Consider the following 20,387-nt stretch of genomic DNA (forward strand, 5'->3'; position numbering starts at 1 on the left):
TCGAAAGATGCCCGCAGGCCGCCACCCACCATCGATCCGCCGACATGCTTCCCCAAACCAATCGTCAGGTCTTGCTCAAATCACGCCCCATCGGCATTCCGCAGGCAGAACATTTCGAAGTCGTCACGTCGGCCCTTCCAGATTTGCAACCGGGCGAACTTCTGGTCCGTAACGACTATCTCTCCGTCGAACCGGCGATGCGGGGGTGGGTGAACGCCGCCGTCAACTACTCCGATCCCGTTCCCGTCGGCGCCGTGATGCGTGCTTTCTCCGCCGGAGAGGTCATTGCATCACGGCATCCGGACTACCAGGAAGGCGATCGGGTCATGGGAATGCTCGGTTGGCAGGAGTACGCAATATCCGACGGCCATGGCATTCGGCGCAAGGTGAAGGAGACCGACCTGCCGCTATCGCTTTCGCTGGGCATCCTCGGCATCAACGGCGTGACAGCCTACTTTGCCTTGACTGAAGTTGGCCGACCACGGGCAGGCGACGTAGTCGCCGTTTCGACGGCCGCCGGCGCCGTCGGATCCGCAGTAGGACAAATCGCGAAACACCTGGGTTGCCGCACGCTCGGCATCGCAGGCGGCGAAGCGAAAGTCCGGATGTGCATCGAGGAGTTCGGCTATGACGCTGTCGTCGACTACAAATCACCGCATTTCGAGCAGGCTTTGACCGATGCGTGCCCTGAAGGAATCGACGTGTACTACGACAACACGTCGGGGCCAATCACCGATGCCGTGCTGCGCCAGATCAACAAGGGCGCACGTATCGTCGTGTGCGGTACGGCCTCGATTCCGAGCTGGGATCCGTGGCCGAGCGGCCCGCGAGTCGAACGTCACCTGCTCAACAAGGCGGCGATCATGCAGGGCTTTCTCGTCTGGGACTACGAGCATCGATATGAGGAAGCCGTTGCGCATCTCGCAAGCTGGGTACGGGAAAAGCGGTTGCATTTCCGTGAAGACATCGTCGACGGCATCGAAAACGCTCCTGGTTCTATCGACAGTCTCTATCGCGGAGAAAACAGTGGAAAACGGTTGATCCGCTTGCACCATTCTTGACATAACCAAATGAAGTAGCCACTCAATATCGGAGAAGACTCATGAAAATCTGTGAAGGTCGTGTTGCCATCGTGACCGGCGCCGGTCGCGGCCTGGGCCGCGCTCACGCATTGATGCTCGCCAAGCACGGCGCCAAGATCGTCGTGAACGATCTGGGTTCTGCGGCAAACGGGGTCGGCAGTGACGATACCCCGGCGCAGGAAGTCGTCAACTTGATCAAGTCGATGGGCGGCGAAGCCATTGTCGACCATTCCGACGTCGCGGACTGGAGCGCTGCCTCGCAAATGGTCAAGAATACGATCGAAGCGTTCGGCAGGCTCGACATTCTCATCAACAACGCCGGCATTCTGCGTGACAGCATGCTCATCAACACGACGGAAGAGGATTGGGATGCGGTGATCCGGGTCAATCTGAAGGGAACGTTCGCGCCGATTCACCACGCCGCCAATTACTGGCGCGAACAATCGAAGGCCGGCAAACCGGTGGATGCGCGAGTCATTAATACGACCTCGCATTCCGCACTCTACGCGAACATCGGTCAAACGAACTACGCCGCCGCCAAGGCCGGTGTGGCAACCATGACGATCGTCGCTGCGCGCGAGCTTGCACGGTATGGCGTTACCGTCAACGGCCTGGCGCCTCGCGCGGAAACGCGCATGACGCAAGGGCTCAAGCAATGGACGCCGGAGCAGCTCGAGCGGCGCGACCCCGAGTGGATTTCCGCTTTCGTCACCTGGCTTGCCAGCCCCGCTTCGCGTGCGATCAGCGGCAGGATCTTCGAGGCATGGGGTTACGGCTATTCGGTCGCGGAAAGCTGGCAACATGGCCCGATCACGCCCGCGACCAAGAACCCGGAAGAACTCGACAAGGCCATTGCCGATATCATCAAGTATTCCCGCAAGAATGCGGGCATCGACCGCGACACGTGGCTCGAGCCGTAACTTTCGCGGACGCGACAACGAAAACACGGAAAGCGGCAGATTTGCGCTGATCCGGTGCGGGCTTGCAGTTGATGTCGCCTATTCGGTTCAAGCGACGATTCGGCCAGGCCTCACGATAATCCGGGCGGGAGACGTCGGCGTCATCCCGCCCACATCGGAGAAAGCATTCCGCTTCCTCCTTCGACATCGAAACGACCATTCGAGATGTCGCGGATGCCACGAGAAGCCTCACACCAGCCCATCTCATATTTGAGGCGGCAGGCAAGCGGATCGATCCGGCATTCCATATCGTCGCATCCAAGCCTGAAGCCCCACTAGTTCCGCCGACGACGCCTGGGCCGTCAGCTCCCATCGCACGCGCAAGGGTGTCAGCATGCGAACAGCCACGCGTCGTGGCACTCACTTGCGCAAGCCCCCATCGACCGTCTCGCCTACTTGCCAAGCTCCCTCCGACGTTATAGTATGCATGCAGACGATATGTTTGCATTACAAATATCGCCTGCTGATTCCGCTTCGAGACGATACAAAGGAACTTCGTAAATGGCAGGACTCTATTTCGAGCAATTCGAGATCGGTCAACTGTTCCGGCACGACATCCGCCGGACCGTAACCGAAACTGACAACGTGCTCTTCAGCGCAATGACGCACAATCCGGCGGCCATTCACATCGACAAGCAATACGCGAGCAGTACGGAGTTCGGCCGGACACTCATGAACAGCGCGTTCACGCTGGGGTTGATGGTCGGCATTTCCGTAGCCGACACGACGCTCGGGACGACCGTCGGAAATCTCGGATGGGATGAGGTTCGCTTTCCCAAGCCGGTTTTCGAAGGTGACACGATCCGGGTAGAGACCGTGGTACTGGAGAAACGTCAAAGCAAGTCGCGTCCGGATAACGGTATCGTCGTCTTTCAGCATACGGCGATCAATCAGCGTGACGAGACTGTTGCAACCTGCAAGCGCTCGGCGTTGATGTATTGCCTGAGCGCCAAAAGCGCGTAGCCAAGCGAGACTGGGACTCCCCCGCCCCTCTGACCTACAGGCTCCCTGTCATGCGTACCTCACTCGATTCAGAATCGAAAAACCTCATCGAGCAAACCCTGCGCCGATTCCTGATGGATTACTGCGATCCGTCCGCACGCCGTGCCCGGCTCGCAGAAAGCGCCATCGATTACCGGCTTCACTGGTCAACACTGGCGGATCTCGGCGTTCTCGGACTTCCGTTCGATGAGGCGTCGGGAGGGCTCGGCGGGTCGTCGGCCGATCTCGCCGATGCGATTCGAGTCATCGCGGGCGGCCTGATTCTCGAGCCGTTCATCGAAACGGCGGTCATCGCCGGCGGCATCCTGGCCGCGGCAGGCACCTCGGGGGGCGCGGACGAGTCCATTGCCGACCTGATCGACGGCAGTGCCGTGACGGTTCTTCTGGGCGGCAGGAATATCGACGAATTGAAATGCGAAAGGACGGAAACCGGTTTGCAGTTTTCTGGTCGGCTACGCGCGGTACCGTACGCGGCCGAAGCGGATTATTGGCTGATAGCCGCAAAATTCGATGACGGCCCCCCCGTTATCTGCCGCCTGCGCGCTTCAGACCTGGCTTCCGCCGTCAGCACCTATCGACTTATGGACGGTCGACCAGCCGCCGACGTCGTCCTTGACGATGTCACCGTGCCACACGACTGCGTGCTGCTCGTTGGTCTACCGGCCGGGGACGCACGCCAGCGCGCATCGTTCGAAAGCATCAATGCGTATTGTGCCGACGCGGTTGGCGTCATGGGGCGGTTAGTCTCCGTCACGGGCGAGTACTTGTGCGCAAGAATTCAATTCGGTGCGCCACTTGCGAAGTTCCAGGCACTGCAGCATCGCTTCGTGGACATGCACATGGCGTACATGGAGTCGCTTGCCGTCTCGCGCAGGCTTGCAACCGCGCTCGATCTCGCGGACGACGTCGGACTCGCATCGCTCAGCACAGCAACCGTACACGTGATCGGTCGGGCAGCTCGCTCGATCGGTCACGAGGCGATCCAGTTGCACGGAGCAATCGGTGTGACCGACGAGCTCGTCGTGAGTCACTACAACGCGCGGCTTGCCGTCCTGACGAGCATGTTGCAAAACTGGGCCCCGCGGGCGATCGAACTGACCGAGTGAGCCGAAAGCTCGCCGGATCGGACGGGAGGATCTGCATTGGATAACCTGATCGACAATAACTTTGACGCAACGCTGTTTCGTCAGGAAGTGGCTGCGTTCATACACGACAACCTGTCGCCGGACACACGGCATAAAGTCGAGAACGGCCTCTATCTGGACAAGGCCGACTACGTCGACTGGCAGAAGGCGCTGCATCGCCGAGGCTGGTTCGGCGCGACGTGGCCGGAAGAACACGGCGGCCAGGCATGGTCGGTACGCAAGGAGCACATGTTCCTGCAAGAGTGCGCCCTTCAGGCCGCCCCGCCGATCATCCCCTACGGGGTCAATATGGTCGGACCGGTCATCTACACCTACGGTACTGAGGCTCAGAAGCGCCAGTACCTGCCCGGCATTCTCGACAGCAGTACCTGGTGGTGTCAGGGATATTCCGAACCGAATGCAGGATCGGACCTGGCATCGCTCAGAACCTCGGCGGTGCGCGAGGGCGACCACTACGTCGTTAACGGCACGAAGATGTGGACGACTGAAGCGCACTGGGCGGACATGATGCACTGCCTCGTTCGCACCGAGAGAACCGAGCGAAAACAACAGGGCATCACTTTCCTGCTGATCGACATGAATACGCCGGGGATTACGGTCGAGCCGATCGTGACGCTGGACGGCGTTCATCACACGAATCAGGTGTTTTTCGACAACGTTCGCGTTCCCGTGGAAAACGTCGTCGGCAAGGAGGGAGACGGCTGGGCGCTCGCGAAATTTCTGCTGTCGAGAGAGAGGACGTTCATCGCCGATACCGGCAACAAGCAACGCATGATCCGGCAGATCAGCGCAACAGTCGACGAATTCGCACCAACGCTATCGCCCGGGGAACGCGCGATCATGTATGACCGGCTGTGGAAACTCAAAGCCGACCTGATTGCGCTCATTACGCTGGAAAAGTACTACGTCGACGAATGGATGGCCGGACGCGACGACGGCATCGGCGCGTCGATCCTGAAGATTCGCGGGACGGAACTGCTGCAGGCCATGACTGAATTCTGGCATGACGCGCTGGGCCCGTATGCCGCGTGCTACCACGCGTCGAACAGGAAAACCGGCGCGGGCCTCAGCGCAGCCCAGCCGTGGATTCAAGCCGCGTCGGTCAACTACAGCTATCTCTATGCACGCTGCTGGAGCATTTTTGGCGGTTCCAACGAGATTCAACGAAACATCATCGCGGCTTCGCTGCTGCGAGCGTGACCCTTTGCGACACTGGAAACAACATGATCGAACGAACCTTGTTCTCCGAAGAACACGAGATGTTCCGCGATTCCGTGCGGCGATTCATCGACACCGAAATCACGCCCTTTCACCAGCAGTGGGAGCATGATGGCATCGTGCCGCGCAGCATCTGGGAGAAAGCCGGCGCCGCCGGTTTGCTTGGCTGCTCGATTCCGGAGGAATACGGCGGCGCCGGCGCCGATCACCTCTTCGACTTCATCCTGGTCGAAGAACTCGCGCGTGCCGGCATTACCGGCCCCGGCTTTGCAGTGCACAACGAGATGGTCATGCCGTACATCCTCGCATTCGGCACTGAAGAACAAAAACGCCAATGGCTGCCCAGGATGGTGAAAGGCGAAGTCATCGGCGCGCTGGGCCTCACCGAACCTCACGCCGGCAGCGACCTGAAGAACATCCGGACCCGAGCGGTGCGCGACGGTGACGACTATGTGATATCCGGCCAGAAAGTCTTCATCTCGAATGGCCAGCTTTGCGACGTGATCGTGCTGGCCACCAAGACTGATCCCACCGCAAAGAGCAATGGCATTTCGCTGTTCATCGTCGAATCTTCCCGTCATGGTTTCAAGCGAGGACGCCGTCTCGAAAAGATCGGCCTGAAGGCTCAGGACACGTCGGAGCTGTTTTTCGAGGATGTTCGCGTGCCGACCGCCAATCTGCTTGGCCCGGAAAACGGCGGTTTCAAGCTGTTGATGAAGAACCTCGCGCAGGAACGGTTGACGCAGGCCGTACGCTCCGCGGCGGTCATCGAGGCAGTCCTCGAGTGGACCATAGACTATGTCGCCGAGCGGGAAATGTTCGATCAGACTCTCGCGGATTTCCAGAATACCCAGTTCAAGCTGGCAGACATCAAGACCGAAGCGACGATCGGCCGCGTTTTTGTCGATCGCTGCATCGACCTGTTCATGGCTGGGAAGCTCGACGGCAATGACGCCGCGATGGCCAAATTGTGGCTCTCGAACCTGCACGGTCGCGTCGTCGACGATTGCCTGCAATTCTTCGGCGGCTGGGGCTACATGTGGGAATACCCGATTGCCCGCGCATACGCCGACGCGCGCGTCACCCGAATCGCCGGCGGCTCCATCGAGGTGATGAAGCACATTATCGGGCGCAGTCTCTTCGCTGCCCGGAAGAATCGCCCCTGATCATCACACGAGGCAAAACGGCCATGAAACACGCTTATACGAAACGCGGTGACAACAAAGTCTTGCCTTTGCGCTCGCTCATGTTCGTGCCGGGAGACAGCGAACGGAAGCTGATGAAGGCAATTTCGTCTCCGGCCGACGCACTCATTCTCGATCTGGAAGATGCGGTTGCGCCCTCCCGTACACATATTGCTCGCGATATGGTGCTCGAGTATCTCCGGTCGCGCTCGCCCTCGCAGCGCAATCGGCAGCAAGTCTGGGTAAGAATCAACCCGCTCAGCACCCCTGCCGCCATGCGGGATCTCATGGTCGTTGCCGGTGCGCCGAACGGAATCGTGCTTCCGAAGGTCCATTCGCCATCGGATATCGTGCATCTCTCCCACTGTCTCGACGCGCTCGAAGTTCGCGAGGGCGTCGGCGAGGACACCATCAGGATCATTCCCGTCGCGACTGAAACGCCACAGTCGCTGTTCACACTCGGGCGATACGAGGATTGCAGCCCGCGTCTTTTCGGAATGACTTGGGGTGCGGAAGATATCGCCGCCGCGATCGGGGCGAGTACAAATCGGCGTCCGAACGGTGAATACGACACCGTCTACCAGTTGGCGCGTGCCTTGTGCCTGTCAGGCGCGGCCGCGGCAAATGTACAACCGATCGACACGATGTTCGCCGACTATTCCGACGAAGCCGGGCTGCAGGCGGATGCGCGGGCCGCCAGACAAGCCGGATTCACCGGCAAGATCGCCATCCATCCGAATCAGGTCGAGATCATCAACGAAGCGTTCTCGCCGAGCGAAGAGGAAATCGACTGGTCTCAGCGTGTTGTCGATGTATTCAGCAACAATCCCGGACTCGGCACGGTCGGTCTCGACGGAAAGATGCTCGACATGCCGCATCTGAAGCGAGCACAGCACATTCTGTCGCTTGTCGAAAGTCTGAGAGGAAGAATGATGGAGCCGGACCTGCGTGACTGCACCTGACCAAGGCTGACTGAACCAGCAACGGGACGTTGACACGATGTCCCGTTTGCCGGGATCGGACCAGGAACATCGGGTGAAGTCCTTAGTCTAGGATTCTAGAATATCGTATCCGTACATACTATAATTGGCAAAACGTTGTGGACACGCTTACCAACACCGAAGGATCCCATGGACGATCTGTCAAAACACCACGGGTTTCCCGCATTGGGATTGCTCGTGTCAGGACTTTTTGGCATTGCGCTTCAGTTCATCGCACCACTAATCGAATCGGGACAACCCAGTACGATCGGCGATATCTGCCTGTCGAAAATCGGAGCAGTCCTGATTGCCTTTGGCATCGCCGGCGCTTGCTTCCTCGCCGGATTGCTCTGGCGAAAACGGTATAACGAGCAGCGGGCGTTGATGTTTGGTTTCTTCGGCGCCATAGCAGGGGCAGCAGTTATCTATGCGCTCTAGCATGACCAGGCACGCCGTACATTCCACGCGAGTCGTCTCGAAAAGTCTGGCTGTGCCGAACCGCCAACTGATTGCCGCGTTGCGTTGCGGATAGCGCGCGACCGAACAGAAAACCGGCAACGAATACGGTCGCCTGTTTCGCACCACCGGCTCCCGTTATCCGACCATCGCTCTGGACGACGCGCTCAGACGAGCATAAGTGGATCCGATTCGACGAGCTGCCAAATGGCCGGACAATCGATCACCGGATCGTGCGCGCCTGAGCGGCAATTCGCACTTCGGGACTCTCGAGCAACCGACGTGCTCAATGTATTGGCAAACTTCTGCAGAGCCTGCAAGGATCCCACCACGCTACGCGTCTCTCCGCAGCCAGCGACATCATCGGCGATGACCTGCATCCCGGAGTCGACTGCAATTTTCAGGATGTCCATGTCTCTCCATTTCCCTTCGATTAATTGACTTTCTCACGTTCAAAACGACTGCATCAAACAGACGGCTTTCCTCGGAGCACCAAACGGTGACCCCGACTTTTCCTTCATATGCCAAGGAACGTCGTGTCGAAGCTCAACGATTCTGGTAAGTGCAGCTTCCTGCCCCCAAACGGCACTGCGGTATCGACCGTCACAACATTCGGGATTCACGTCCGCAAAGCGAAATCCGTCGACGTCAATTCAAGGAAAGGGCTCATCGTCGGCCCTCGTGAGGTTGGCGGGAACACGCGCCACGAGCCATCGGCGTGACGAAAAAAGATGATCTCCATAGACCTTTCCCCTCCTGACGACTGGACAACGACGTATCGCTGCAATTTGTTCGAGGTTGCACGACCGTATCGCGTTACGTGAGCAGATGCAGCAAACATGAGCGTCAGCCACTTCTCGATCTGCCAACGCAAAGATCCTTCGTCCGGTTCCATTTCGTGCTCCCCCTGCCACGGATCACATTCGCCCTGAAGGGTTTGTGGCTGTCGTACGCCTGAGATCGTTACCTGCCAGCCAACCCGATAAATGTGTCTTTTGACGAAATACTAGTAGTCACGTGACACATTTTCAAGCACCAAAACGATAGGGAAAACACTGCCAGGTACACCTGTACTCGCCCTATTTAGGAGGGTTTTTCCCCAAAAAGCTGGTATTTAGGGTGTTTGCCGACTATATTTAATTCGTCGACTGACATATTGTTTGTTCGTCAGGCGTCTGCTCCCGAGCTCGACAGGATCACAGAGCCGGAAAGCGCCAACTGTAGGGTCAGAGTCCAAGTTTGTGCACTTGTCGTTCCATTGAGGCCCTTTGAGCGCAACTTCCTGCGCGACCGCCCCGCAACGGGAGAATTGCAACCTATGAAAGAAATGACCATCAGGACCGGGGAAGTCTTAGCTTCGACGGAAAGAGCGCCAGCACGCCGCGGCAACCGAACTACACGTGTGCCGGCCATTCTTGAAGTGGCAATCAACGTGTTCGCGACGCTGGGGAACACCGGTTTTACGCAGCGCCGCATCGCGAGCGAAGCTGGAATTCAACTAAGGACGCTGCAACACTACTTCAGTACGCGCGAAGAGTTGTTACGCGCCACCATGGAAGAAATGACACGGCGCTACGTCGAGCGGTATCTGGCGATCGCCAGGGACAAGCGCCGCTCCCCCGAGGCCAGTCTTGATGTACTCGTCGATGAAACGTTTGAAGTACTCACCGGCCCCGGCACGAACGTCAGCGCCTTCGCGTTCGAATGCTGGAGTCTGGCTGAGCATGAAACGTTCGCACGCGATCTCATGGCGCAAGTGACGGGCGAACTTCAGGAGATGTTCGTGGAACTCGTGGCGAAGATCAGTCCGACATTGACGGTTGTCGAATGTACGCTACGTGGCGCGCAACTGGTTTCGCAACTGTACGGACTCGTCGCCTTTCTCCGTCGTGCCGGAGACAATTGCCCGGATCTGGCCGCGTTCCGGCAGGTGACCAAACTCGTATGGAAGGCGCTCAGCGAAACGCCTCAGTAGCCGTGGCCACCGAACCTGGCTCATCCATCTTGCTGGAACCGGGAACCCAATCTCCGCGCCATTGCGCAATGCGTTGCGAGATTCAAGTTTCATTCTGAGGACCCACGCTTGATGCCGGACTCCCGCATGATGTATGCTTGCATATCTTATGTAAGCAAAATTAAACTGCCAGTTACCGGAGGAGACAATGGCTGAATTGAGTGTAAGGCTGCCAACAAGCGCGCGTGCGCAACGACTGTTGATTTGGTGGGGCATCACCTTTGGATTGATCTTTGCTCTGTCTTGGGGAGTCCTCATCCGGCTACTGCCTCTACCGACGGCGACGTGGACACCGGCGCAAGTCGCGGACTTCTATCAGACCCACGCGATTTCCATTCGCATCGGTGCCACAATCTGCTCATGGACTGCCGCCTTCATGGTGCCACTCGCGATGGCGATATGTGTTCAGATGTCAAAGTTGGAGCCCGGCTGGCCGATCTGGTCCGTCCTCCAGCTTGTCGGTGGCTCCCTCATGTCCATGTTCCTTGTATTTCCCCCAATCCTTTGGGGCGTGGCTGCGTTTCACCCGGATCGGGCGGCTGATGCCACTGCGCTGATCCATGATCTGGCAAACCTGACTCTGGTTTCCACGGATCAGTACTTCATCTTTCAGATGGTCCCGATCGCCTACCTTTCGTTGAAGACCGGAGGAATGCCTGGCGCAACTTTTCCACGTTGGTTCGGTTACCTGACCATCTGGATCTCGGCAATCTTCGAGGTTGGTGCTGCGGCGTTCATCCCGAAGGTCGGCCCCTTCGCCTGGAATGGTCTCTTCGTCTTCTGGTTTCCGTTGGTCAGCTTCGGCATCTGGATAGCCGTCACATGTGCGCTTTGCCTTCGAGCCATCTCACGACAGGAGTGCAGGCATGATTAAAGCGGGTGTGAGCTCAATTCCGGAAGAACATCTGGACATCCCGGAATCGTCGGGAAACAACGCAACGCGAATTCCGGGCGAACCTGGTGTCTGGCTACTGATTTTCGGCGATCTATGCGTCTTCGCAGTCTTCTTTCTGCACTTCGTGTCGGCTCGGTCCCACGCGCCCGATGAGTTTGCAGCCGCCCATACCCTCCTGGATCGACCAATTGGCTTACTTGGCAGCTTGCTGCTTCTGACCAGCAGTCTATTCGTGGCGTTGGGCGTCCACCGGCTACGCCGTCAGAGTAGCGCGCGTCGTCAATTCAGCGTCGCGATTGCATTCGGAGCAGCATTTGTTGTTTGCAAGCTTGTCGAGTACGGCACGAAGATCCATCGCGGCATCACGCCAGCGACAGACGATTTCTTCATGTACTACTTCGCATTCACAGGCATCCATCTCGCGCATGTGCTGCTGGGTCTCGGGATCCTCTTGCTCATGCGCAAGGTGTCACAGCCGCCCGCTTCGACGCAACACCTGCTTCTGATCGAGAGTGGCGGCCTTTTCTGGCATCTGGTCGACCTTCTCTGGATCGTGCTCTTCGCTCTGTTCTACGTGTTGGGAGGCTAGCATGGATAAGACGGAACGACGGCTAGTCCTCTGGTGGGTCGCGCTCGTTTTGGCCACTTTGGCATCCTGGGAGACCGGGCATGCCGGAGCGGTATTTTCGACTGCCTCCCCGATCATTATCGTTGCACTAGCATTTGCCAAGGTCGCAGCGGTGATGATGCAGTACATGGACGCACGCACCGCTCCGTGGCAATTGAAAATCGGCCTCGGCGCCTGGATCGTGGCCGTTGGCATCGCAATCGTCGTGCTCTGGCTCTCCGGAGGCCAAGGGCCATTTGAAAAATGAGCTGAAGGAAACACACATGCGTACAATCATGATCACGGGCGCAGGAAGTGGCATGGGACAAGAACTGGCCCGCCGCGCGCTCGCTCGCGGAGACCGGGTAATCGCAACCGTTCGGAACCGTCGCGACGCAAGCGCGCTGGGTGAGCATCACGACAAGCTGATCGTCGTCGAGATGAACGTCGGGTCCAGTGCCTCCGTAGAAGCGGCATTCATCCAGGTTGACCGCGAACTCGCAGGTAAGCCGCTCGATCTCGTCATGCATTGCGCGGCGATCGCCCCGTCAGGCGCCCTCGAAGTCGAAGGAGTCGAGCAGCTCGAGCAGACCCTGAACGTGAATGCCGTGGGCGTTGCTCGTATGCTTTGTCACGCCCTTCCACGCCTGCGCGGGCATCGTGGCCGAATTCTTCTCTTTTCTTCACTCTGGGGCAAAGTCGCCGGCCCGATGCTTTCGGCCTATTGCGCCTCCAAGCACGCAATTGAAGCGATTACGGATTCTGTCCGGCGCGAAACCGAAGGGCAGGATGTCGATATCGTGCTGATCGAGCCGGGAGTCGTGCGCACGAAAATGGTATCTGGTTCGGTAAGCGGCTCTCGCGCCGGATCTGAGCAACTGCCTGCCTCCTTCCGTTCGCTCTACGGCTCGATATACGAGCGCTACGCGCGCTTGATCGAGCGGGAGTCGACTGGAGGACTAAGTGTTGACCAAGCCGCCGCCCTCATCGAACGAACCGCGTTTACTGCGGCACCGCGAACACGATACTCGGTCGGCCGGGACGCCGTCCTCGTGAAGACCCTTGCCCGAGTGCTCCCGGACAAAGCGCTGGATGCCGTGTTTCGAAAAATGCTGAATCGCCGCTAAATGCGGCGACTGTCTACATACGTTTAGTTAAATCATCCAGGCAACCCTGAACATTGTCAGGAAAGGAAATCGGGCGATGGTAACCACTGTTTCCAAAGTTTCCAAAAGCGCGCGTCTGTCGCCCCGAACATTGGCGATTGTCGTCGGTGTCGGTCTCGCCTTCGTCGTCCTATCGCTCGTGCTCACGGCCCTGCAGCCGCATCACGTGGTCGGCATCGATCCCACGTTCGGACTTCCCTCGCTGCCCCGCGGGGTGCCGTTTCAGAGGACGAACCATCTCATCGCAACCGTCGCCATGGGTGTCTTCGGCCTGGTCGGCGTTGCTTACGGTCTTTGCGACCTCGTCCGGGCGAGAACAGTCCTGCCGTTGATGATCGCGATCAGCGGCGTGTTCGTCGATTTTCCCGAAGTGTTCGTCGACATCATGGGCGCCGCTTACTACCCATGGGCCCCGGACGTCGTCGCGTACAAGATCTTCGGACGCGAGATGCCGTTTTTTATCGTGGCCGGTTGGTTCGGATACGGCGCTTTCACCTATTTGATCTTTAGAATCATTGCATCGAACCCGACCACCAGATCCCTCTGGCTGACGTGGTTTGGCGCAGCGCTCAGCGGCGTCATCTTCGAGGAAATCCTGCTGGCGATGGGCGTTTGGCATTACTACGGCAATCAGCCACTCGTGCTCATCAGGCTTCACCCGTGGTGGTGGACGCCATGCAATTCGGTTGGCGTTTTTCTTGCCGCCGCGTTCGCCTGGCGTTTCCGCGATACCTTGCAGGGCTGGAAGGCATTGGCGATGGCATTCATCACCCCGATGTCGGTGGCAGGCATTTACGCTTTCATCGCGATGCCGGCCTGGATCGTCGCTAATGCGAACTATGGCTGGCTCGTTACGCAACTAGGCGGCCTACTGACTTTTGGGCTCGGCTTCGTCGCCTTTTATTTGGTACTTCGACTGGTGCTCCGACGAGACCCGTTCGAATTTGCCGATCGCAACGCAGTCGAGTGAATCCATTGCGCGGCTGAAGCTTGCGGTGATTTTGGAATTTGATCGGTGTGTCGTTCGATCCGCTGCATGATGACTCGCGCACACGGCCGCGCGGTCGCCTGGGATTCCTGTCGCCGCGCTTGCTGATCCCCAGCAGCGTCGGCTTGCCGCCGGTGTCGTATTGGCGCGGTACCAGCCCGATCAACGCTGCGAACTGGCGTGCCGAAGTGAACTGCCGGGCATCGCCCAATTCCGTCTCCAGCACGCTGACCGTGACCGGGCCGATCCCCGGGATCTCCAACGGTCGCTGTTGTCGAGCGTCCAGCTTGGACAGTTCAGCGCGTCATAGATGAGCAAGTCGAACTCGGCCGACGTGGCGTCGCGATGGAAGACTTGCCCGCCTGTCACGCCCCATTTGGGCGGCAGGCGCTCGCGCAGGAATCGCCGCACATGCGCCTCGCGAGGCCCTCGTTTATGGTCCGGACGAGAGCTAGCGGCGCTTTCCTGAAACGTCGCTCAAAGGCTGGTCGCGGTGGCGCTTAGCAGTCGGCGCACATCGACGAGTGGTTGTCGCATTGATTGCCTCTAAGAGCACGGCTTGGCCTCAATCTTACAGGGCTCAAAGTGCCCGGCCCCAATTAATTTTCCCCGTGCTGAAACGTACCCTTCTTTACTTGTCCATCAGGCCGACAAGAGGATGCGCTTCGCTCGGCCATGACGAGGCGAAGAACCACTGAATGCGTTCAGGCGTCATCTCGGCAAGCGTTCCGGGCACCCAACGCGGATGACGATCCTTATCAATCAGATGTGCGCGAACGCCCTCATGGAAATCGCCGTCCTCCAGCGCATGCGAAACGATGTCCAACTCCATACGGAAACATTCCGCTAGTGACATTTCGCGACCGCGCAGCAGTGCCTCGCGAGTTACCACCAGCATCGTCGGTGAATATAAGGTCAGCGCCGTCAGCGTGTCCCGTAGCCAGGCTTGCTCAGCTTGCGGTCCGTCGTGGCGAAGATCCACTTGCAAAGCATCGACGATGCTTTCGACGCTAACGCGCGATGCAAAGTACTTGCGGATCAACTGCATAAACGGCAACAAGCTGCTTTCGGCCGGACTCTCGGCACCGGCCGGCACAAAGACGGCATGTAATTCTGCCTGCACGTCGCCGTCGAAGGCCATCGCCTCCAATCGCGTCTCGATCCCATCGAGCGATTCGTGACACACGCACACATCGGCAAGCTTGCAGGCGACTGTATCCGCACCGGACAGCGTCGGGCCCTGTCAAATCGATAAAGCGGCGCAGGTGTATCGACCATCACCTGCCGGTAGCCGGCTTCGTCGGGCAACTGTAGGGTCTCAGCGAATCCGCTTTTTTGTGCCTATATAAATCAATGGGTAAGGCACATTCATGAGAATTTTGTGGTCCCTGAATTCTCATGATTCGGTACCGCAGCCTACAAGCTTCTCATGAATATGACCGTACACTGCGCCGCAACCGATGTTTCGGGGCGACATGCGCAACGCTCTTCTGGTACCGATTTGAAGGAAGCGCCGCTGTGACAGCGGTCGCGGCTCAAAGCAATATGGGCAGCAGAAAAGGAGGAGTTGTCGATGAGCCGTGACTACGACGCCCCGGTTTCATGCACAGGTTCTTCAGGGAATTGGGGAAGCCGATGCCCCGGACGCCCAGTGGGTTCATCATGACCAAGTAAAAGCGGATGTAGCGCAGCAACGACGGGAACTGCTATGCCTGATCAACAGTTCAGGCCATCGTGTTGTGTGCCGCCAAAGCATCTCCGCTTCTTCCCCCTTGTCCTCCAAGTAGGTGCATTTGCTGCTCGTAGCCTCCTCGGCTCAGCAAACGGACCTCACATTCACTTTCCGGTATCTTAAAACCGGTATCCGACAGACACGAAGGTGATGATCGGATTGATCTTTACCTTCGTTGTACTGGTCACTGCACCGACGGCTGATCGAGTCGTCAGTGTTGCCTTGGTCGAGAGCCATACGTATGCGGCAGAAACTCCGACCGACCAGTGCGAATCGATGTTGTAGTTCAGGCCCGCATTGATGATCGGCGCAAACGACTTGCTCAACGTTACAGAGGTTGGCCCTTCCAGCCGCGTCCCAAACGTCGGCGAATAAAGGAACTCTCCGGTCGCCACCTTGTTGCTGAGCTCGGCGTTCTTGAACCACACGTAGGAGACACCAGCACCGACGTACGGCCGAAAGCGCGCCGACGGCTCGCCGAAGTGGTACTGCGCGAGAATGGCCGGACTCCAGGCGCGCGCCGTTCCCAGTTCTCCGAGCCCCGCAAGCGTTCCGGTCCCGCTGAGATGCAGTTTCGGCGGAACACCCAGAATCGTCTCCAGCGCCACATGGTCCGTTACGAAATAGGTTGTGGTAAGTGCGAACGTGTCAGTATCGGCGACGCTCGCGCCACTTCCCGCAACCGTATTGGAATGCCCGAGCGCGTTGACCGTCAGAGGTTGGCTGGAGTCCTGCGGCGCCATGTGCAGCCATCCAGCGTTGACCATCCACTGCCCCGCCGATTGTGCGTGGGCAGCCGAGATCGTCGCGATGGACAAGAGAATTGCCGCGCTCGTATGTTTCATGTTGTCTCCGATTTTTGTGATATCTGGGTACTACTCTGCTGGGGAATTACCGCCATACGGCGCCGGACAGAAGTCGCCCGCCAGGCGCACGCACCTGACCTTCGGAACGGAACGGGATTCAGCGATCTCTGAGCCGATCGATCAACCGAACGCTCGCGCCGGCCGCAGCGCGCTTCAGCGACGTCAAAGGTCCATCGTCGTGTGCTGGTACACCCGCGACACGCTCTCCGGCGCCTGCAAAGCGCGGGAACAGGCACAGCGCGTTGTCACGCTCGATCCCAGCGCGCGCTTCCGTGTTCCAGACGGGCGATCGTTCGAGGGCGTCACGCTGCATGGCGGTCACGGGTGCCGGCGCGAACGGGAAATCGCTACCGAAGAGAATCTGCGATGGCTCGACCAGTTCGCGCAGCGCGGCCTGCGGATAGGCCGCAGGCGACAGCGCGGTATCGAAGTGAAATCGTCGGATATACGTCAGCACGCCGGCAGGCACCATCGACACGTATTCCGGCATGAGGTTAGCAAGCGACAGCCGCCACGCGACGTAAGGCAGAAATCCGCCCGCATGAGCGAGAATCCAGCGAATGTTCGGGTAACGCTCCAGCGTCCCTGTCAGCATCAGGTTAAGCGCGGCGCGCGTCGTATCGCACAGGAATTCGATCAAAAAACCGGGTGCACCGAGCCCGAGTTCCTCGCTCGTCCGATGCAGATTCGGATGAACGAAAACGACTGCGTGGCGGCGATCGAGCTCGGCCATCAGTTCATCGAATTCCGGCGCACCGAGAAACTTCCCTTCCGTGCTACCGAGCAGCACGACACCGTCTGCCTTCAGTACATCGAGTGCATGGACAGTTTCCGAACATGCATGCTCGGTGAAGGGCATCGGCAGAACGGCGAACGAGCCGAAGCGCCCAGGATACGTATCGCACAAGCCCGCCGTATATTCATTGCATTGGCGTGCGAGTTTGCGTGCTTCTTCCACATCGTCGAAATACACACCCGGCGCCGAAATCGACAGCAAGGCTGTCTGGATCGCATTCGCGTTCATGACGTCAAGTGACGCATCCGCGCTCCATTCCGGAAGTGGCGCACCTGCAACTTTGTGCAGGCCGTGCCTCGACATCGCGTCCCGGTATGCAGGAGGAATGAAATGGTGATGGACGTCTATGCGGTGCACGGCACGCTCCAATACGCAATCATCAATATGGATTACGAAATTTTTATGTGTGATCAAATTCACGATGAATCGCCACGCTGGTCAGAAACCGGGACGGCGACGGCGAGACGTCGTGAGGTTGCCTACGATGCGATGCCTGAATCGGCGCGCGCGTGCAACAAGTCCAGCGCGACGTCGACGATCATGTCTTCCTGACCGCCCACCATTCTCCGTCGTCCCAGTTCGACCAGGATATCGACCGTGCCGAGCCCGTATTTCCCTGCGGCCAGTTCAGCGTGGCGCAGAAAGCTCGAGTACACGCCGGCGTAACCGAGCGCGAGAGTTTCCCGGTCGACCCGTACTGGGCGATCCTGGAGCGGTCGCACGATGTCGTCCGCTGCATCCATCAACCGGTACAGATCCGTGCCGTGACGCCAGCCGAGGCGATCGGCCGCCGCAATGAACACTTCGAGCGGTGCATTGCCCGCGCCGGCCCCCATCCCCGCCAGACTCGCGTCGACCCGATCGCAGCCCTCTTCGATCGCAACGATCGAGTTCGCCACGCCGAGGCTCAGGTTGTGGTGCGCATGAATACCCGTGTGGGTCTCCGGTTTCAACACGTCCTTGAACGCTCGCACGCGATCGCGGACGTCGTTCATGTTCATCGCGCCACCAGAATCCACAACGTAGCAGCAGGTCGCACCATAGCTTTCCATCAGCTTTGCCTGCTCGGCCAGCCCCTCTGGCGTCTGCATATGACTCATCATCAGGAAGCCCACCGCCTCCATGCCCAGCTCGCGTGCGTATTCGATGTGCTGGCGTGAGATGTCGGCTTCCGTGCAGTGCGTGGCAACGCGCACGATTCGCGCGCCCGCATCGTACGCTGCCCGAAGATCGCGCACGGTACCGATGCCGGGCAACAACAACGTGGCGACCTTCGCATGCTTGACTACGCTGGCAACGGCTTCGATCCATTCGACATCGGTATGCGCGCCGAAGCCGTAGTTGAAGCTTCCTCCCTGCAGGCCGTCCCCATGTGCCACTTCAATTGAATCGACCCGGGCCTCGTCGAGCGCAAGCGCAATCTTCTGTGCTTGTGCGACGCTGTACTGGTGACGAATCGCATGACTGCCATCGCGCAGCGTCACGTCGGAGATATAGATCTTCTTGTCCATAGGAGCGAAACTCACGTTGCGTTGGCCAGCAGGCGGGCGGCGACTTTCTCTGCCGTGATCTTGGCGGCGCTCGTCATGATGTCGAGGTTGCCGGCGTATGCCGGCAGATAGTGGGCTGCGCCTTCGACTTCGAGAAAGATCGAAGTCTTGAGGCCCGCCATGCGCTCACCGACGCCCGGAATCCGGATCGGCCGATCGGCTTCGATGCGATCGAATTGCACACGCTGTTTCAGGCGATAGCCAGGCACATAGGACTGAACCGCCTCGGCCATTCGGGCGACAGACTCCTCGATCCGACCTTCGTCGGCGAAATCGCTGAGCGTATACACCGTATCGCGCATGATGAGCGGCGGCTCGGCAGGGTTAAGCACGATGATGGCTTTCCCCTTGGCCGCTCCGCCGACCGCCTCGATTGCCCGCGACGTCGTTTCGGTGAATTCGTCGATGTTGGCGCGCGTACCGGGTCCCGCGCTCTTGCTGGAAATCGATGCCACGATCTCGCCGTAGTGGACATTCGCGACCCCCGACACGGCCGCTACCATCGGGATTGTCGCTTGCCCTCCGCAAGTCACCATGTTGACGTTGAGCGCATCGAGATGGCGCTCGCCGTTCACCACCGGAATGCAATACGGGCCGATTGCCGCCGGCGTGAGATCCACAAAGCGGATGCCAGGCTTGATCGCTCGCAAGAATGCGTCGTTGCGGGTGTGTGCCGACGCAGACGTTGCATCGAACACGATGTCGATGTCCTCGAACAGCGGCATCCGACTGAGTCCTTCGACGCCTTCGTGCGTCGTGGCGACGCCCATGCGGGCAGCACGCTGCAGTCCGTCCGATGCAGCGTCGATTCCGACCATCGCACCCATCTCGATGTGTTCGCCGTGCCGCAGGATCTTGATCATCAGATCCGTACCGATGTTCCCGCTACCGATGATGCCGACCTTGAGTTTCTTGCTCATCGATACGCTCCTTAAACGAGGCGACAGCGCACGCTGCCGAGTGCGCCGATCTGCGCATGAATCGCGTCGCCCCCCGTCACCGGCACCATCGGTCCCAGTGCGCCGGACAGGATCACGTCGCCTTCGCGCAGCATCTGACCGCAGCGCGCCATCGTGCAGGCCAGCCAATAGACCGCACGCAACGGATGGCCAAGACAGGCTGCACCGACGCCAGTCGACACGGTCTTGCCCTGCTTCGTCATCGACATGCCCAGTTCGCCGAGCGAGAGCTGGCCAACTGCGATCGGCTGATGGCCCAGCACATACAGACCGCATGAGGCATTGTCCGCGACGGTGTCCTCGAGCGAGATCCGCCAGTCCGTAATCGCGCTGTCCACGATCTCGAGGGCCGGCAGCGCATAGGCCAGCGAAGACAGAACACGGCTGTAGCTCGGTGCTTCGTCGTCGATATCTCGCCCGACGACAAATGCGACCTCCGCTTCGATCTTCGGCTGCAGCAGTCGATTCATCGGAACATCGTCGCCGTCGAGATACTCCATGTCGTCGAACAGCACGCCGAAGTCGGGCTGGTCGACACCCAGTTGCTGCTGTACCGCGATCGAAGTCAATCCGACTTTTTTCCCCACGATGCGCTGTCCAGCGGCAATTCGTTCTGCCGTATTCGCTTCGGCGACGGCGTAAGCGGCCTCCAACCCGGAAATGCCGAACCGCGGAGCAATCGGTTCGACCGCGGTACGCGTTGCGCGCGCACTGTGCAGCGCTTCGGCTGCGGCTTGAATGCAAGTGTGATCAGGCGATTGAGACATGATTGATGGTATGGAAATCGA

The 20,387-nt window shown here is 59.0% G+C and carries 21 protein-coding genes and 2 pseudogenes; 14 read left to right on the top strand and 9 right to left on the bottom strand.

The window, feature by feature from the left end; all coding sequences use genetic code 11:
* Window positions 1-44: 44 nt before the first annotated feature.
* The 8 genes from U5798_RS23395 (at window position 45) to U5798_RS23430 (ending at window position 8,008) form a co-directional block, all read left to right on the top strand.
* Entirely contained in the window at window positions 45-1,061 is a 1,017-nt protein-coding gene (locus U5798_RS23395) for an NADP-dependent oxidoreductase (protein WP_322083336.1), read from the top strand.
* A 41-nt stretch (window positions 1,062-1,102) separates the two neighbouring features.
* Entirely contained in the window at window positions 1,103-2,002 is a 900-nt protein-coding gene (locus tag U5798_RS23400; RefSeq protein WP_322083337.1) for an SDR family NAD(P)-dependent oxidoreductase, read from the top strand.
* A gap of 540 nt (window positions 2,003-2,542) precedes the next feature.
* A complete protein-coding gene (locus U5798_RS23405) occupies window positions 2,543-3,004 on the top strand; it encodes a MaoC family dehydratase (protein WP_322083338.1) in 462 nt (153 codons plus the stop codon).
* Between the two features lie 50 nt (window positions 3,005-3,054).
* A complete protein-coding gene (locus U5798_RS23410) occupies window positions 3,055-4,149 on the top strand; it encodes an acyl-CoA dehydrogenase family protein (RefSeq protein WP_322083339.1) in 1,095 nt (364 codons plus the stop codon).
* Between the two features lie 36 nt (window positions 4,150-4,185).
* Window positions 4,186-5,388 (top strand): acyl-CoA dehydrogenase family protein, encoded by a 1,203-nt coding sequence (locus tag U5798_RS23415; protein WP_322083340.1) that lies wholly within the window; start codon window positions 4,186-4,188, stop codon window positions 5,386-5,388.
* Between the two features lie 23 nt (window positions 5,389-5,411).
* On the top strand, window positions 5,412-6,572 hold the full coding sequence (locus tag U5798_RS23420; protein WP_322083341.1) for an acyl-CoA dehydrogenase family protein: 1,161 nt from the start codon (window positions 5,412-5,414) through the stop codon (window positions 6,570-6,572).
* 23 nt (window positions 6,573-6,595) lie between these two features.
* Window positions 6,596-7,552 (top strand): CoA ester lyase, encoded by a 957-nt coding sequence (locus U5798_RS23425; protein ID WP_322083342.1) that lies wholly within the window; start codon window positions 6,596-6,598, stop codon window positions 7,550-7,552.
* A gap of 168 nt (window positions 7,553-7,720) precedes the next feature.
* On the top strand, window positions 7,721-8,008 hold the full coding sequence (locus U5798_RS23430; RefSeq protein WP_322083343.1) for a hypothetical protein: 288 nt from the start codon (window positions 7,721-7,723) through the stop codon (window positions 8,006-8,008).
* A gap of 185 nt (window positions 8,009-8,193) precedes the next feature.
* Here U5798_RS23430 and U5798_RS23435 read toward each other — a convergent pair whose 3' ends face one another.
* Window positions 8,194-8,439 (bottom strand): hypothetical protein, encoded by a 246-nt coding sequence (locus U5798_RS23435; protein ID WP_322083344.1) that lies wholly within the window; start codon window positions 8,437-8,439, stop codon window positions 8,194-8,196.
* Between the two features lie 905 nt (window positions 8,440-9,344).
* Between U5798_RS23435 and U5798_RS23440 the strand changes: the two genes are divergently transcribed.
* The 6 genes from U5798_RS23440 to U5798_RS23465 all read left to right on the top strand — a co-directional run bounded on the left by U5798_RS23440 (window position 9,345) and on the right by U5798_RS23465 (window position 13,678).
* The gene (locus U5798_RS23440; RefSeq protein ID WP_322083345.1) at window positions 9,345-10,001 is read left to right on the top strand and encodes a TetR/AcrR family transcriptional regulator; all 657 of its coding nucleotides are present in this window, start codon (window positions 9,345-9,347) and stop codon (window positions 9,999-10,001) included.
* Between the two features lie 187 nt (window positions 10,002-10,188).
* Window positions 10,189-10,914: a hypothetical protein gene (locus U5798_RS23445; protein ID WP_322083346.1), complete on the top strand. Its 726-nt coding sequence runs from the start codon at window positions 10,189-10,191 to the stop codon at window positions 10,912-10,914.
* Window positions 10,907-11,524 (top strand): cytochrome c oxidase subunit 3, encoded by a 618-nt coding sequence (locus tag U5798_RS23450; RefSeq protein WP_322083347.1) that lies wholly within the window; start codon window positions 10,907-10,909, stop codon window positions 11,522-11,524. Before U5798_RS23445 ends, U5798_RS23450 begins: the two co-directional genes overlap by 8 nt.
* 1 nt (window position 11,525) lies before the next feature.
* On the top strand, window positions 11,526-11,810 hold the full coding sequence (locus tag U5798_RS23455; RefSeq protein ID WP_322083348.1) for a cytochrome C oxidase subunit IV family protein: 285 nt from the start codon (window positions 11,526-11,528) through the stop codon (window positions 11,808-11,810).
* A gap of 28 nt (window positions 11,811-11,838) precedes the next feature.
* Window positions 11,839-12,669: an SDR family NAD(P)-dependent oxidoreductase gene (locus U5798_RS23460; protein ID WP_322083394.1), complete on the top strand. Its 831-nt coding sequence runs from the start codon at window positions 11,839-11,841 to the stop codon at window positions 12,667-12,669.
* Window positions 12,670-12,745: 76 nt separating this feature from the next.
* Window positions 12,746-13,678: a hypothetical protein gene (locus U5798_RS23465; protein WP_322083349.1), complete on the top strand. Its 933-nt coding sequence runs from the start codon at window positions 12,746-12,748 to the stop codon at window positions 13,676-13,678.
* Window positions 13,679-13,713: 35 nt separating this feature from the next.
* Here U5798_RS23465 and U5798_RS23470 read toward each other — a convergent pair.
* The 8 genes and pseudogenes from U5798_RS23470 to U5798_RS23500 all read right to left on the bottom strand — a co-directional run.
* A pseudogene (locus U5798_RS23470) lies at window positions 13,714-13,979 on the bottom strand (transposase); the annotation flags it as partial.
* Between the two features lie 59 nt (window positions 13,980-14,038).
* Window positions 14,039-14,107: pseudogene (locus U5798_RS37150) on the bottom strand (hypothetical protein); the annotation flags it as partial.
* A 220-nt stretch (window positions 14,108-14,327) separates the two neighbouring features.
* On the bottom strand, window positions 14,328-14,927 hold the full coding sequence (locus U5798_RS23475; RefSeq protein WP_322083395.1) for an enoyl-CoA hydratase/isomerase family protein: 600 nt from the start codon (window positions 14,925-14,927) through the stop codon (window positions 14,328-14,330).
* A gap of 620 nt (window positions 14,928-15,547) precedes the next feature.
* The gene (locus U5798_RS23480; RefSeq protein ID WP_322083350.1) at window positions 15,548-16,273 is read right to left on the bottom strand and encodes an OmpW/AlkL family protein; all 726 of its coding nucleotides are present in this window, start codon (window positions 16,271-16,273) and stop codon (window positions 15,548-15,550) included.
* A gap of 118 nt (window positions 16,274-16,391) precedes the next feature.
* Window positions 16,392-17,510, bottom strand: coding sequence for an amidohydrolase family protein (locus U5798_RS23485; protein ID WP_321853257.1), 1,119 nt, complete (start codon window positions 17,508-17,510; stop codon window positions 16,392-16,394).
* Window positions 17,511-17,569: 59 nt separating this feature from the next.
* Complete coding sequence (dmpG, locus tag U5798_RS23490; protein ID WP_322083351.1) at window positions 17,570-18,601, bottom strand: 4-hydroxy-2-oxovalerate aldolase; 1,032 nt, start codon at window positions 18,599-18,601, stop codon at window positions 17,570-17,572.
* Window positions 18,602-18,612: 11 nt separating this feature from the next.
* On the bottom strand, window positions 18,613-19,560 hold the full coding sequence (locus U5798_RS23495; RefSeq protein WP_322083352.1) for an acetaldehyde dehydrogenase (acetylating): 948 nt from the start codon (window positions 19,558-19,560) through the stop codon (window positions 18,613-18,615).
* Between the two features lie 11 nt (window positions 19,561-19,571).
* Window positions 19,572-20,366 (bottom strand): 2-keto-4-pentenoate hydratase, encoded by a 795-nt coding sequence (locus tag U5798_RS23500; RefSeq protein WP_321853262.1) that lies wholly within the window; start codon window positions 20,364-20,366, stop codon window positions 19,572-19,574.
* Window positions 20,367-20,387: the final 21 nt, after the last annotated feature.

The organism is Burkholderia sp. BCC1972 (assembly GCF_905339605.1).
In the GTDB taxonomy this organism is placed as follows: domain Bacteria; phylum Pseudomonadota; class Gammaproteobacteria; order Burkholderiales; family Burkholderiaceae; genus Burkholderia.